Below are 12,676 nucleotides of genomic sequence, written 5' to 3' on the forward strand. Positions count from 1 at the left end.
TGGTTGCGGGGGCACACAACCAATGTAGCCTGCACCTTGTGAGCGGTTTCGTGAAGAAGCTCACTGCATGACATTGTCGATTGACAAACCGTTGTTTTTATCAAAATTTTGTTTTGACAGCGGCCTCTGTAGCCTATTCCGCAGCAATACCCGAATACGGAGGTTACATAATGTCCCATTATGCGCTCCCACGCCAATACGCTTACGTTCAGAAAGCGCCCGCCGCCATGTCGCAAAAGCTCACTCGCTTGGTGATCCAGGAAATTCGACTCCTCTATCTGGAGGCCCCACCCCAGGTTCTGATCACACATATCCTCCGATGATCCGTCTTCCGTCGAACCCATCAAGCAGGGGGCGCCTCATACATATTTAAATAAATAATAATTAAATTATTACAAAATACTTACAAAAATAATTTTGATAATTTATATTATTTTTAAGTGTTTCAAAGTATTTCATAGAAATATATTTTCTATAATTATTTTATATAGATGTACTAATTTAGGTATGCTCATTAAAACTTGTTTTCCTCTTAAAAAACCCAAAATTACGCATGATATTATGCGATATTTATTTCTCAGCACTCGAAATTTAACCGTCAGAAGGAATCGTTCCAACCATACTTTATTATTTTGACATCAGATCGTTCTGCAATATAGTCTCTACACACAATGTAACGATACTCTATCAGTGCCGGTGGAGAGTCGGGTTTGTCCGGTCAGGACGGAGACGCATAGGGTGGATCAATGGCGGTCCACTGGCCCTAAATGGGCGATGACGCATCCCTGTTTGATGTGTCGTCTGGAAATGTATTGTGGACAGGGGTTTCCTGAAAGCCGGGCACGCACCAACCCTGCTGGCCGCTTTTCTATATTTCGACGTCTCATTCATGATCTGGGTTTTGTTAGGTCCTCTCGGCATTGCGATTGCGCATGACCTTCACCTGAATGCTGGGCAGAAAGGACTGCTAGTCGCAACGCCTGTGCTGGCCGGGGCCGCCTTTCGTGTGTTGGCTGGGGGCCTGGTGGATATGTTCGGCCCGCGCCGCGTCGCGATTGCCGCACAGCTTACAGTCATTTTCGGCCTTGCCCTGGTCTGGTACCTTGCACCTCATACTTACGGTCAGATGTTCGGACTGGCGGGCATTCTTGGCGTTGCTGGGGCATCTTTCGCCATTGCCCTTCCCCTTGCCTCCGTCTGGTATCCTCCGCAGTATCAGGGAACCGCGCTCGGCATTGCAGGCGCAGGCAACTCAGGAACCGCGCTGGCCTCACTTTTTGCGCCCGGACTGGCGGTTCTGGTGGGATGGCGCAACGTCATCGGCCTTGCGACGCTTCCGCTCATCTGCGTTCTGCTACTTTTCCTTATTCTGGCCAGAGAGCCTGTCAATCGGCCAGCATCTCCGGGCCTGCGCTCATGGGGTCCAGTTCTGGGATCCGGCGATAGCTGGCTGCTGATGTTTTTCTATAGCGTGACCTTTGGTGGGTTTGTGGGTCTTGCGTCGTTCCTCACCATTTATTTCAATGACCAGTACAATCTCTCTCCCACCGTTGCTGGTGCGTGTACGGCATTTGTCGTTTTCATAGGCTCTTTTGTGCGGCCAGTTGGAGGAGCCTTCGCCGACCGTGTGGGCGGCACGAAAGCCCTGACCATCCTGTATGCGGTCGCGGCAGGCTGCTTTTGCGTCATTGCCCTTGGACTTCCGACGATCTATCTCGCATTCCCGGTATTCCTCTTGGGGATGGTAACGCTCGGGCTGGGCAATGGCGCCGTTTTTCAGCTTGTTCCAGCCCGCTTCCCGCGTCAGGTCGGCATTCTGACAGGGCTGGTCGGTATGGCCGGCGGGGTCGGCGGCTTCTACCTGGCGCTCTCACTGGGGGAAGCCCGACAGATCGTCAATTCTTACGGGCCGGGATTTCTCGCTTTCGCCGGGATCTGCCTGATTGCCTGCATCGCCGTTGTACTGTGTCACCATCGCTGGCGGGAGATCGGCTGATGACTGGTCTTTCCGTCTTCTCTCCCCTTCCCTATGCGCCCATGCTGGCAGGTCTTGCTTTGGGGGGGCTGGCATTCTCCAGCCCCGTGAAAGCTGACGATACTCCCAACCCCCATGTCGGGGTTCATCTGTCCGAACGCTCCAGAACAAAAGCCGTCACTCAGCCGGTTCACACCCAGCAAAACCGCTCCGCGCACTCCCCGGACTGGGATGCTTTCAATGCGGGGAACGGAGCCGCATCCGGTTTCGGGTCAATGGCGGGCTTTGGTCAGGTTCGTTGGGCGGAAGACTGGAGCGATATCGTTAATACCCCGCCGGAACAGCGCAGGAATGACTGGTTCAGCCGCCTGAAATATATTCGCCTGAATGAAAGCGGAAGTATCTGGCTTTCTCTGAACGCGGAAGAACGCCTCCGTTATGTCTATGAAAACCAGCCCATGATGGGAACGGCAGGCAAGACCAACGCCAACCGGGTTCTTCTGCGCAATCTTTATGGCGCCGATCTTCATCTGGGAGCGCATGTCCGCGCTTATGCCGAGTTCCTGTACGGCGTCGCAGGAGGCTCCAATACCTACGGATACCAGACAGGGGTGCAGCGGGAACGACTGGATCTCCAGCAGGGTATTCTGGAAGTGAAGGGCAATCTTCTGGGAGCCAAAGCCGGCATTATTGGTGGTCGACAGGTCTTCCTTGATACGCCTGTCTTCATGCAGTCCGCCCGGGACCTGACGAATGCACAGCAGACCTGGGATGGTATCCGTGGCTATGCCATCTGGAAACGTTTTCGGGTGGATCTGTTTGATTTCATGCAGACCAACAAACTGCCTGATGCTGTCTTTGGAGATGGCACGAACTACAGTGCCCGGATGTATGGCGCCATGACGTCCACGGCGCTTCCTGCATTCAGAGCCATGGGAAAGAAGAGTCAGCTTTTCGCAGACGTCTTTTACATCGGCTATCTCTACAGTGGCTCCACAGCATCTATCCCGACGACAACGGGTACAGAGGCAGGTTCCAGCCGTCGGGACAATGTCGGCATGCGACTATGGGGAAATATCGGCCCTTTCTCGACGAGCCTGAGCGGTGTGTTTCAGGGAGGCCAGTTTCGGCCAGCACAGGAAAGGCAGCCCACCCGTGCTGTACGGGCTTATGCTGTTAATGCATCCCTGCTGTATAACCGTCCTGATCTTGCGACCAAGCCGAGCGCTGGTCTGCAGGCCGATCTTTTTTCCGGCGGCTCCTATCATAGCAAGGATGGCGCAGTCGGGACGTTTGCATCCCCTTATTTTCCCTTGCCGTACTATAACGATGTGACGTTGTCCGTAACGTCCCAGAACCTGATCGGTGTGGGGCCTCTGGCGACATTTGCTCTGCGGAAAAACCTTCACATCAAGCTGCATGTGCCTTTCTTCTGGCGGGAAAGCACACAGGATGCGGTGTATGGCACAGGCAAGATCTATTCTTGGCGCAATGGGTTATCTGGCGGCTTTATTGGGGCCACTCCCCAGACGCAACTTGCCTGGAACTTTGCTCCACATTGGACCTGGACTCACGACATCGCAGGCTTCATCGCATCTCGCAGCATGCGCACGGCAGGCGCAAAAAGCGACGCGTTCTACATGCAGACTCTCGAATTCAAGTTTTGACCATGACTGCCTCAGAGAACGGACAGATGACCATGAAAGAGAACATCATCATCATCGGCAACGGAATGGTTGGACATTACTGTGCCGAGCAGCTCGTCATGCACGGTCTGCATGAAACGCATCAGATCCATGTCTTTGGCTCCGAGCGCCACCATGCCTATGACCGCGTTCATCTTACGGAATACATGACGAGTCAGGATGCGCTGGCCCTGCGTTTGCATGAGGAAGATTTTCACTCGGCTCACGGCATCATCATGCATCTGGGTGTTCCTGTCATGCGGATCGACCGTGACGCCAGGGCCGTGGAAAGCGAAGAAGGTATTCTTCCCTACAGCACACTGATTTTAGCGACAGGCTCCGTCCCGTTCGTGCCGTCAATACCAGGCAATACCGGAAGTGCAGGTCTTGTCTACCGCACGCTTGAGGACCTGGACATCATCCGCGCTGCCGCTAAAGGAGCCAGCCATGGAACCGTCATTGGTGGCGGCCTGCTGGGACTGGAAGCCGCTCATGCCCTGAAACTTCTGGGGCTGGACGTCAGTGTCGTACAGCTTGGAACGCATCTGATGTCGGCCCAGCTTGATGAAGAGGGCGGTCGCGCGCTTCGCAGGCGCATTGAGACGCTTGGGATTGATGTGAGAACCTCCCACGCGACCAAAGAGATTGTCGCCGGCGAACAAAAACGTCATCGCTTGGTGTTTGCGAACAGTCCTTCTTTTGAAACCGATATGGTTGTTTTCTCTGCCGGTATCCGCCCGACCGATCAGCTTGGCAGGGCTTGCGGGCTGGCTGTGGGCGCACGGGGCGGCCTCGTGATCGACAATCAGTGCCGGACGTCCGATCCGGACATTTTCGCCATCGGTGAATGTGCGCTCTGGCAGGATCAGGTCTTTGGTCTGGTCGGACCGGGATACACCATGGCGCGGACCGTTGCTTCCCTTTTGGCCGGAGAAGACGCCGCCTTTACGGGCGCGGACATGTCCACCAAGCTCAAGCTTCAGGGTGTGGATGTAGGTTCGATCGGCGATGCGCACGGACGGGAGCCCGGCGCCACGAGCTATCGCTTCATCGGCGAGGCCGATGGCTCCTATCGGCGTCTCGTTCTGTCCGCGGACGGCCAGCGTGTGACAGGGGCGATCCTTGTTGGGGACAATTCCTATTACGACACGATCTTCCAGTATGTTCAGAACGGCATCAAACCGCCGGCTGACCCCGCCGCACTGATCCTGCCGCGTGGTGAAGGGGCAGAGCTTCTGGGCGCGGACGCCCTGCCTGATACGGCCATGATCTGCTCCTGCCACAACGTTACGAAAGGCTCGATCTGTAGCGCCATTGATGCGGGTTGCGCCGATCTGGCCACGCTCAAGCAGAGCACAAAGGCCAGTACAGGCTGCGGCGGCTGCGCGGCTCTGCTCAAGAGCGTGTTCGAAACGGAACTTTCCGCCCGGGGCATCGAGGTCGATCACAGCCTTTGCGAGCATTTTTCCCATACACGTCAGGAGTTGTACTCCCTCGTTCGTGTCCATGGCATCCGCAGCTTTGAAGAGCTGATGACACGCCATGGTAATGGCGGTTTAGGCTGCGATATCTGCAAACCAACCATTGGCTCGATCCTTGCCTCGGCATGGAACAAGCCGATCACCGATCCGCTCTATATTCCTTTGCAGGACACGAACGACACGTTCATGGCCAATATGCAGAAGAACGGGACCTATTCCGTTGTTCCCCGCATTGCAGGTGGCGAAATTACCCCGGACAAGCTGATTGTCCTGGGGCAGGTTGCAAAGAAATATGGCCTCTACACCAAGATCACCGGTGGCCAGCGTGTCGATCTGTTTGGCGCTCAACTCCACCAGCTTCCCGAAATCTGGGGAGAGCTTCTGGAGGCAGGATTTGAGACGGGCCATGCTTATGGAAAGTCCACACGGACGGTAAAATCCTGTGTTGGCAGCACATGGTGCCGTTATGGCGTGCAGGATAGCGTCGGTAAGGCGCTGGATCTTGAGAACCGCTATAAGGGGCTGCGCTCTCCGCACAAGCTCAAATTCGCCGTATCCGGCTGTACGCGGGAATGCGCCGAGGCCCAGAGCAAGGATGTGGGCATTATCGCTACGGAAAACGGCTGGAACCTGTATGTCTGTGGCAATGGCGGGATGCGTCCGCGCCATGCAGAGCTTTTCGCGACCGATCTCGATTCAGAAACGCTCGTGAAATACATCGACCGCTTCCTGATGTTCTACATCCGTACCGCAGACAAGCTCCAGCGCACGTCTGTCTGGCGGGAAGGTCTGGAGGGCGGTCTCGATTATCTCAAAGACGTCATCATCAAGGACAGCCTTGGCATTGCCGAAGAGCTGGAACAGCAGATGCAGCATGTGGTCGAAACATACCACTGTGAATGGAAGGATGCCCTGACGGACGGCGAGAAGCTCAAGCGCTTCCGCACTTTTGTCAATGACAGCCGCCCCGATCCAAACGTTCAGCTTGTTCCCGAGCGCGATCAGGTCAAACCAGCCCCCAATCAGGCTACCCTTTTGGAAGGCGCGGGTCCGGTGGAATGGACGGCCCTGTGCGACAAGAACGATCTGGTCCCACGATCAGGCGTGGTTGCCTGGTATGAAGGTGCGCAGATCGCCCTGTTTTATCTGCCGGAAACGGAAAACACATCCGCCCGCGTTTTTGCCGTGGACAACCATGACCCATTCTCGAAGGCCAATATCATCGGACGCGGCATCATAGGGGATCTGCGGGGGCAGCTCGTTGTCGCCTCCCCGCTTTACAAACAGCATTTCAATCTGGAAAACGGGATCTGTCTTGAAGATTCCAGCAAATCCCTGCGAACGTGGGACACGCGTCTGACCCCCGAAGGCAAGGTTGAAATCCGCGCCAGGGTTATGGAGACCATCGCAGAACGCCTGTCTGCTTAACTGTTCATGACACGGGAAGACATCCGTTCTGTCTGCCCCTATTGCGGTGTCGGCTGCGGCATCGTGCTGGAGGTTGAGAACCATCAGATCGTCAAGGTGCGCGGAGATACCGAGCACCCGACGAATGGTGGTCGCCTATGCACCAAAGGAAGTTCCTGCGACAAACCGGTGTCATCGTCTACACGGCTGGATATGCCGCAGATCCGGCCGCACAGGACGTCTCTGCCCGTTCCCACCCGAATGGACGCAGCCATCAGAGAAACAGCCCGTCGCCTGAAGCAGATTCTGGAAGAATACGGCCCGGATGCGATCTCCCTTTACGTCTCCGGCCAGATGTCTCTGGAAGCGCAGTATCTGGCGAACAAACTCGTCAAAGGATACCTGAGAACCCAGCATATCGAGTCCAACTCCCGTCTGTGCATGGCGGCGGCGGGAGCTGGCTACAAACTCTCCCTGGGCGCAGATGCCCCTCCGGGAAGCTACGAGGATTTCGACTGCACGGACCTGTTCTTCGTGATCGGCGCCAATATGGCCGACTGCCATCCGATCCTGTTCCTGCGCCTGATGGACCGCAAACGTCAGGGAGCTAAACTCATCGTCGTTGATCCACGACGGACCGCTACGGCAGACAAGGCGGACCTGTTCCTTCAGATCCGCCCAGGCACCGATCTCGCCCTGCTGAACGGCATTCTTCACATTCTGGTTCGTGATGACGCGATAGATCCGGACTTTATCGCCAGTGCAACGAAGGACTGGAGCGATATGCCAGCTTTTCTGGCAGATTATTCTCCCGAACGCGTTGCCGGGATTACCGGCCTTCCACAAGATGATATCGAAACAGCCGCCAGATGGATTGCGGAAGCCGATGCGTGGCTGACGCTGTGGACCATGGGACTGAACCAGAGCACTTCAGGAGCCTGGAATACCAACGCGATCTGCAATCTTCATCTTGCCACTGGCGCCATTTGCCGCCCGGGCGCCGGACCGTTTTCCCTCACAGGACAGCCCAATGCCATGGGTGGTCGAGAAATGGGCTATATGGGCCCCGGCCTCCCCGGCCAGCGCTCGGCATTGGTCGATGATGACCGGGCCTTTGTCGAGCAACAATGGAAGCTGCCCGCAGGAACCATTCGCAAAGCAGGTGGCCATGGCGCGATAGCCATGTTCGAAGCCATGACCCGCGGTGAAATCCGTGCCTGCTGGATCATCTGCACAAACCCTGTCGCGACTGTGCCACGCCGTGCCAACGTTACCGCGGCTCTTGAAGCCGCTGATCTGGTCATTGTTCAGGATGCCTACGCCGACACGGAAACGGCGGCTTATGCGGATATTCTTCTGCCGGGTGCGTTATGGGCCGAAGGAGATGGCGTGCTGGTCAACTCTGACCGCACCATGACGCTGGCCCGGCAGGCTGTCTCTCCGCCCGGTGAAGCCATGGCAGACTGGGACATCATTGCACGTGTCGCCTGTGAGATGGGCTTTGAGGAGGCTTTCACTTTCTCATCTTCTACTGAAGTCTTTGACGAAGCCAGCCGTTTCGCCAATCCCAGGACAGGCTACGATATTTCCGGAGTCAGCCACGACCGTCTGAAATCCGGTCCCGTCCAGTGGCCTAGCCAGACGGGAGACGCCCTGCCCCGCCATCCGATCCGCTACCGGCCTGACCCGAATAAACCGCCTGTTTTCGCCACTGACGACGGAAAAGCGGCTTTTCATGCCCGACCTTATCTCCCCTTGGAAGAACAGCCGGACGACGAATTCCCTTTCCTGCTCAACACCGGGCGCCTCCAGCATCAATGGCACACGCTCACCAAAACTGGTCGGGTCGATGGACTTAACAAGCTCAATTCCGGCCCTTTCGTGGAAATCGCTCTTGCTGATGCCGAACGGCTGGGCCTGTGCAAGGACGATCCCGTCGAACTCCGTTCCCGCCGGGGCACCGCAATCCTTCCCGCCCGTCCAACTGACCGCGTTGCGCCGGGAACATGCTTTGCACCCTTTCACTGGAACGACCGCTTCGGCGAAAATCTGACAATCAATGCTGTCACGGCCGATTTCACGGACCCCGTCTCCCTTCAGCCCGGGATCAAACACTGCGCAGTGTCCCTCTCGCGCATCGAAACTGTTTCTGTTCCCGCAGAGGAGAACGCTCCTGCCATGCCGCTTGATTATCTGACACAGCATCTTGGCCTCGCTCGAGCGGAACCCCTGGTCCTGTCCGTTGAAAGTCGCCAGTGGTTGACGGGATTCATGGACGGCCTGAAACTTGCCCCACCGGCAAACGAGCTTCCCTTTGTTCCCCCGAGTGCTCCTTTGCCGACAGAGCAGAAAGCCAGAATTAATGGCCTTCTGGCTGGTCTGTATGCCCGCAGCCCTGTGTCGAAGGATCCTGCTGTTTCGGAAAGTCCGACCGGTACCCAACCAAGGCTTCTTCTTCGGTGGGCGTCCCAGACAGGTCGGGCAGAAGGTCTGGCTGAAGAACTCGCTGTCTGGCTGAAAGAAAGCGGCTACGGTGTCGATGCCATGAGTCTGGATACCAGCAAACCCGCCGATCTTTGCGGAACGGTCCTCTTCGTCGTTTCCACCTTCGGCGACGGAGATGCCCCTGATAGCGCCAGTGCTTTCTGGGATGAGCTTCGCAATGCCCAGGAACTGCGCGAAGATATCCGTTACGCCATGATAGCGCTTGGGGATTCTTCATACGCCAGTTTCTGCGGGTTTGGTCGGGCTCTTGATGACCGCCTGATCGCGCTCGGCGCAACCCCGCTTATGCCACGACAGGATTGTGAGCCCGATTACGAAGAAACCGTTGAGGCTTGGCAGCACAGATTTCTGGCTGCCCTGGGTGCCAAAACGGTCCCAGTCCCAGCCGTTCCGTTACCGGACGCACCAGCCATCACCCGAGCCAACCCTGCGATTGCACGCATCAGCCTTAATCACTGCCTGACGGGAAGGAACAGCGACAAGGAAACACGACAGATCGTTCTGGATCTCTCCGGGACAGGATTGCACTATGAACCTGGGGATGCTCTGGGGGTCTGGCCCTGCAATGCTGACTCAACTGTTGAGAGCGTTCTAAGCTCTCTGGGACTACCTTCCGGCACAACAGTCTCAGTGCGAGGTCATGGAACTGTGTCGCTCGCAGACGCCCTGACCAGACATTTCGATCTGTCCCGACCGTCTCCGGCGTTGCTGGAAAAATTGGGGGCGCCGTCTTCCAGCTACCTGCCGGAGCTGCTGGCAACAGCCAAAATCGGCGTGCAGGCTCAGGATATCCCGAACCTTTTCCGCCGGATGCAGCCTCGCCTCTATTCAATCGCATCATCGCTGAAAGCATACCCTGACAGCGTACACATCACGGTGGGTGTCAATAATGAGCCCTACCCTGGTCTGTGCTCAAACTGGCTGGGAAGTTTACACGAAGATTCCGAGGTCCCGGTTTTCCTACAGACCACATCCCAGTTCCGTTTACCTGACGATCATACCAAATCTGTCATCATGGTGGGGCCAGGCACAGGAATTGCCCCCTTCCGTGCTTTCCTCCAGGAGCGGGCGGCCTGTAACAGCCCGGGCCGAAACTGGCTTTTCTTCGGAGAGCGTCATGCAGAAAACGGGTTTTACTATCGCGAGGAGCTGGAAGGCTTCATGGAACAGGGATGCCTGACACATCTGCATACGGCATTTTCCCGTGATCAGGACCAGCGGATCTATGTCCAGGACCGCATGGAAGAAAACGGCGAAGAACTCTGGAGATGGCTGCATGGAGGCGCATATTTCTACGTGTGCGGAGATGCTGCGCGAATGGCCAGGGACGTCGATAGCGCCCTGCGCCGTATCGTAGCCCGCTATGGCGGTATGTCCACGGAACAGGCCGATGAGTATGTCAGTAACCTTGTAAGAAATGGGCGATACGTCCGTGATGTGTACTGATATAGCTCCATGACAATGAAAATTCTTCTCGCAGACGAGAACTCCCAGCGGGCTGGCGCCCTGTCAGAGATTTTGAAAGCTGATTCTTCATTGGAGGTCATTCGACTTGAAGGGTACGAAAGTCTGATTTCAGCGGTCAAAGCTCACGTTCCTGACATTGTGCTCGTGGACATCTGCCGCGCCGACCGCGACGGACTGGACAGTGTGCGGGCGCTATCCTCCTCCGGGTTGGAGCGCCCCGTCGCCCTGTTTGTCGACGAAGATGACGAAGCGCTCATGGAAGATGCTTTTGCGGCTGGCGTCTGTTCCTACAACGTGATGGATACGCCGCCTCGGGACGTCAAACCCCTGCTTCGGTCGGCGATTGCACTATACCGTCGCTTTCAGGAAACAGCAGCCGAGCTGAAAGCGGCCCGACAGGTCCTTTCGGATCGGGAAACTGTCGATACAGCAAAGAAAATCTTCATGCGTAACGAACGCTGCAGCGAGGCAGAAGCCTATCGCTGGTTCAGACGCCGAGCCATGCAGCAGGCCCGTAAGCTGGTGGATGTTGCCACTGACTACCTCCGGGTTCACACCAAGGATGATGCATCATGAGTTCTGCCATCAGAATAGGCCTGCTGAGGCTGGCAGATAGCGCCCCTCTGATTATCGCCCGCAATCTCGGAATATTTGAAAAACATGGTCTGGATGCGGAACTGATAGTCTCGCCATCGTGGGCCAATATCGCAGATGGTCTTGTCTGGAATGGACTGGACGCTGCGCTGGTTTTCCCTCCTTTGGCGATCATGACGGCGCTGGGTCATCGCGGTCGGGAAATCGGCCTGCACCGGGGTATCCCTATCAGCCGTGGCGGCAACACGGTTGTTCTTCGTGGACAGCACCTCCCACCGTTCCTGGGAACGGATGACGTGACAAAGCACCGAAATTTTGAAAGCTGGCGTACGGGTTTAAGCCGGCGCCCCAAGCTGGCAGTAGTACATCTGTATTCGACCCATTTCCTCATTCTGATGGACTTCCTCAAAAGTTTGCATGCCCATCCAGAACAGGATGTGGAAATCGTCATCATGCCCCCCGACCGCATGATAGATGCTCTGGCCGCTGCGGAAATTGACGGCTTTTGTGCGGGCCCACCTTGGGGAACGGAAGCCGATCTGCATGGTCTCGGATCCATCGTAGCTGGATCCGCCAATATCCATACCGGTCATCTGGAGAAAACTCTCGTGACGACACAACGCTGGGGTCAGAGTGCGCCGGCGCTGACGCAAGCTTTGCAGGCCGCCATTGGCGAAGCAACACGCTTCTGTATGAACCCCAGCAATTCTGCGGAGATCGTTCGTCAACTTTCCAGCCCCCTGGCGAACGGCGGCCTGGCCCTTCCACGCGAAGCGACAGAAAAGATCATGCCTGATCAGCACAACCTCAACGCCATGCAATTCGATTTTTCGGCTTCAGACGTCGATCTTTCAATCAGTTGGATGATCCGGGCCATGCAGGCACAGGGTTGGTTAACCCCTGCGAATATGAAGCGGCTTTACGAACTTGGCTGGCTCACACCGGCCCCTATTTCCTAAGCTACACAGATCTTCCGGAGACAGAACCATGAGCACAGATTTACAGATATTTGAATTCGAACGTGATTTCGCCGATACGCTTCGCTGCATTCCAATGAGCGTGCGCATGAAACTCGATGAATGTGGAATAAAACTCAGTCTCCGCCAATGGAGCCATTTCAGTTACAACGATCGTTACGAACTCTGCTACCGTCCGACAGAATCAGATCCTGATAGGCTGACCTATCGTCGTTTCCTGAAAGACTTGATTCGCACACGCACCAATGAAGAACCTGTTTTTCTTGATCAGCCACAGTCTACTGAATGGCAGGATAGCCAGTCGGTGCCCCTGTGCCTCCAAAAGCAGATTATGGAGAAAGAACTTTCCTCTATACCACTGCAAAAATGGGCAACCTTAACGCCCTTGCAACGCTTTTCGCTTGTAAAGCTTTGCCGATCTGGCCACGAAAATCATAATCTTCCTGTCGCTTTGAAAGAATTTATTTTTCAGGGCCGCGAATAGTATATATTCAAAAAAAATTTTGTGAATGACGGACCAAAATCGATATATTTTACAGTCGATAGATATCCCATTTGTCCTTATACACGGAGAAATTTGGCTGC

General features: G+C 55.7%; 7 protein-coding genes. All 7 read left to right on the forward strand.

The genetic code is table 11. The annotated features are described in order from the left end of the window. Window positions 1-814: 814 nt before the first annotated feature. Genes GFJ39_RS09175 through GFJ39_RS09205 form a run of 7 tightly spaced genes read left to right on the forward strand, consistent with a single transcriptional unit; the run spans window position 815 to window position 12,575 of the window. Window positions 815-1,996: a nitrate/nitrite transporter gene (locus GFJ39_RS09175; RefSeq protein WP_211556018.1), complete on the forward strand. Its 1,182-nt coding sequence runs from the start codon at window positions 815-817 to the stop codon at window positions 1,994-1,996. After that, entirely contained in the window at window positions 1,996-3,642 is a 1,647-nt protein-coding gene (locus GFJ39_RS09180; RefSeq protein ID WP_153431050.1) for an alginate export family protein, read from the forward strand. The genes GFJ39_RS09175 and GFJ39_RS09180 overlap by 1 nt, the downstream gene beginning before the upstream one ends. A gap of 26 nt (window positions 3,643-3,668) precedes the next feature. Beyond that, on the forward strand, window positions 3,669-6,569 hold the full coding sequence (gene nirB, locus GFJ39_RS09185; protein WP_153431051.1) for a nitrite reductase large subunit NirB: 2,901 nt from the start codon (window positions 3,669-3,671) through the stop codon (window positions 6,567-6,569). A gap of 6 nt (window positions 6,570-6,575) precedes the next feature. Next, complete coding sequence (locus GFJ39_RS09190; protein ID WP_153431052.1) at window positions 6,576-10,499, forward strand: bifunctional nitrate reductase/sulfite reductase flavoprotein subunit alpha; 3,924 nt, start codon at window positions 6,576-6,578, stop codon at window positions 10,497-10,499. Between the two features lie 15 nt (window positions 10,500-10,514). Then, window positions 10,515-11,096, forward strand: coding sequence for an ANTAR domain-containing response regulator (locus GFJ39_RS09195; protein ID WP_034881312.1), 582 nt, complete (start codon window positions 10,515-10,517; stop codon window positions 11,094-11,096). After that, entirely contained in the window at window positions 11,093-12,073 is a 981-nt protein-coding gene (locus GFJ39_RS09200) for a CmpA/NrtA family ABC transporter substrate-binding protein (RefSeq protein ID WP_153431053.1), read from the forward strand. Before GFJ39_RS09195 ends, GFJ39_RS09200 begins: the two co-directional genes overlap by 4 nt. Before the next feature lie 28 nt (window positions 12,074-12,101). Further along, entirely contained in the window at window positions 12,102-12,575 is a 474-nt protein-coding gene (locus GFJ39_RS09205) for a nitrate reductase associated protein (protein WP_153431054.1), read from the forward strand. Window positions 12,576-12,676: the final 101 nt, after the last annotated feature.

This window comes from Gluconobacter aidae (assembly GCF_009547075.1).
Taxonomy (GTDB): Bacteria; Pseudomonadota; Alphaproteobacteria; order Acetobacterales; family Acetobacteraceae; genus Gluconobacter; species Gluconobacter aidae.